The sequence below is a fragment of the Streptomyces sp. NPDC055078 genome (assembly GCF_053607985.1).
The window spans coordinates 1-2121 of record NZ_JBSGUP010000978.1 but is presented as its reverse complement, the minus strand read 5'-3'; the positions used below and the strand labels follow the sequence as shown (position 1 = coordinate 2121).

The following is a 2121-nucleotide window of genomic DNA, read 5'->3' as shown; positions in this document are numbered from 1 at the left end:
GCCTATGCGTCAGCGGCGGCCCTGAGCGGCCGTGAGGGTGGTGCCGCGCGGGCGCAGCTCTCGTTGACTGCGGGTGGCATGGCTCGGGTCAAAGCAGTGAACGGCGCTAGGATGCCCCTTCGCGGCGCGCTGGAGGCAGAAGGAGGTCCCTCTCGGGGTGCTGTTCGCCGGTTACGCTGCCGCTGACGCCCAGGTCTGAGCGTGCGGCCTCGTGGAAGGCATTGATCGAGCGGAACACGGCGCGATTGCGCTCGCGCCACTCTTCCAGGCTTCCCGTGACCTTCCCGTGCGCCTGCCAGTCGACCTCAAGGCAGACAGCATTCAGGTCGTGCGCCGCTTCAACGACGTCGTCGCCACCGAGGAGCATGATCCGTTCGAAGGCTCGTCCTCGTAGTCGGCCGGCTTCGGACATCTCCGCGAGGATCTCGGGCTCGGGCTGTTCGCGCTCGCGCAGGCCCTCGCGGGTCTCGTAGAGCTGGACCGCGAGGAAGATGCAGGCCCGGACTGTATCGATGTAGCCCTCGTAGGCATCGAGCTTCTTGTCGTCCCACCGCGTCATGAGCGCGTGCCGATTGCGGCTCCGCTCCATGACGAAGTTGGTGAGGTGCGTCGTGAGCGCACCCAGCAACACAGCAGCGACCGTGACGAGCTGCTCGCCGGTCCCCATGCTTCCCCCAGACGCGGACCACTCCTAAAGATGTCTGGACGATCTTACGAGTGCGGCAATCTCGTGGGAACGGGCTTGCTGAAACAGGAGGCGTCACTCGGCGTCACAGCGAATGGGGGCCGTATGAAGGCGTGGGTGACGCTGTGACAGCTGTGACAGCGCCCATGTTTCAGCGTTCTGAACGCGACTGACCTGTGACAGCGATGATTGATCCATTGCCACCGAAGTTTGACTGGTGGGCTGCTGACGGTCTGGGGGAACGGTGGGGGCACCGGCACTTGCGTACGGCGATGCCGCGTTATCGGCCTTTGAACTGGACTTCTTCGAACCAGGACGACAGCCACCGGCACCAGCTCAGCACCCGCTACGGACTCGACCGCCGCATCGTCCGCATCGCACTCCAGCATCAGCAACCACGCGGACCCAGGCGCCACACCCACAACCTCATCACGCTCCTGGCCGCGATCGACCCCGCCGAGCTGCACGACATACTCACACCAGTGACGCCGGCACCGCCCCCGGGTGTCCTATCCAGTGAAGGTTGAGCGGTTCTCATCGAAGATTGAGCGGGCCGACCAGGGCGGGACGGACAGGTCGAGCACGTCCAGCCAGGGGTCTCCACAAAAACCTGTTGGCGAACCACGGCGCCCACTGCTACTTTCCCGGAGGCCGTGCGAGAGAACGAGGAGGTGGTACCCGTGAACGCAGTATCGACATGGGTGCTCCCCTCCGGGGTCACGGTCGGGCAATAGGTCGTCCGGGAGCGCCGTCTCTGAGCACTTCCGAAAGGCACGACCATGCAATTCACCTCCGAGCAACGCCACGCCGACGGCATCCTCGAACGCGAATTCACCCTCGGCGAGATCCCCGGCATCCTGTGGACGCCCGCATCCGTATCCGAACCGACGCCGCTGATCCTGATCAGCCCCCCTCCCCTCGGGCTGCGCAAGATGTACCCCCGACTGGTGGCCCGAGCCCGGCACTCCGCGGCGGACGGCTTCGCCACGGCCACCATCGAGCTCCCCGGAAGCGGCGACCGGCCCCGTTGGCCCGCCGCCGAGCAGGCCCTCGCCGACCTGCGCCGGGCACTGGAGGCCGGCGGACCGGTCACCGACGAGATCATCGATGCCCTCATCCTCCCCCTGGTCGACAAGGCGGTCCCGGAATGGCAGGCCGCCCTGGACGCCCTCCTGTCGCTGCCCGAGATCGGCGGCCCGGTCGGCTACTCGGGAGGAGTGATCTCCATCGGCACCCGGCTGGCGATGGTCGAGCCGCGCATCTCGGCCGCCGTTCTGTTCGCCGGGAGTTTCGTCCCTCGTGCCATGTTCGAGGAGGCCCGCCAGGTCACCATTCCGCTGCACGTCCTGCTGCAGTGGGACGACGAAGGCAACGACCGACAGGCGGCCCTGGACCTGTTCGACGCCTTCAGCTCCAAGGAGAAGACTCTGCACGCC

The 2121-nt window shown here is 66.5% G+C and carries 3 protein-coding genes; 2 read left to right on the top strand and 1 reads right to left on the bottom strand.

Annotated features, from left to right (window positions below; all coding sequences use genetic code 11):
• Positions 1-106 precede the first annotated feature (106 nt).
• Positions 107-667 carry a hypothetical protein gene (locus ACWF94_RS39330; RefSeq protein ID WP_453499912.1) on the bottom strand — a complete coding sequence of 187 codons (561 nt, stop codon included), beginning with the start codon at positions 665-667 and terminating at the stop codon, positions 107-109.
• 308 nt (positions 668-975) lie between these two features.
• On the opposite strand from ACWF94_RS39330, the gene ACWF94_RS39325 reads away from it, so the two are divergent.
• Positions 976-1212 carry a hypothetical protein gene (locus ACWF94_RS39325; protein ID WP_453499910.1) on the top strand — a complete coding sequence of 79 codons (237 nt, stop codon included), beginning with the start codon at positions 976-978 and terminating at the stop codon, positions 1210-1212.
• 252 nt (positions 1213-1464) lie between these two features.
• Positions 1465-2121 (top strand): dienelactone hydrolase family protein (locus ACWF94_RS39320; protein ID WP_453499908.1); only part of this gene is annotated, 657 nt, incomplete at its 3' end.